The 288-nt window shown below is 37.8% G+C and carries 1 protein-coding gene; it reads right to left on the reverse strand.

From position 1 onward, the window contains the following. Positions 1–62: 62 nt before the first annotated feature. A partial coding sequence (locus ACO0LB_RS20870) for a hypothetical protein (protein WP_423052658.1) occupies positions 63–288 on the reverse strand: 226 nt, incomplete at its 5' end.

Below are 288 nucleotides of genomic sequence, written 5' to 3' on the forward strand. Positions count from 1 at the left end.
ACTTAGGATTTGTCGGGAACAAAATCCTGCCATGCGCGTTATTACTCATCAATTACTTATTTTCAGGGCGTGATGACGGGGAAGGGGGGTAAACGTGAGATTGGTGTTTGGTCTTGGCAAGATGCAAGGCCTGCGCCTATACATTTTGTAATATTGGTGTATGATTTTAGGCTAAATGTAGTGAGTTTTTCTGTCGCTTTGCCAGATAAACTGCAAAAAGAATATGTTCTGTTGTAAAATATATTTAGATTAACTGATATTTGCTTGTTGTCATGCCAAAGAAAAATT

Origin of the sequence: Undibacterium sp. SXout7W, from assembly GCF_049339385.1 — a bacterium.
In the GTDB taxonomy this organism is placed as follows: domain Bacteria; phylum Pseudomonadota; class Gammaproteobacteria; order Burkholderiales; family Burkholderiaceae_D; genus Undibacterium.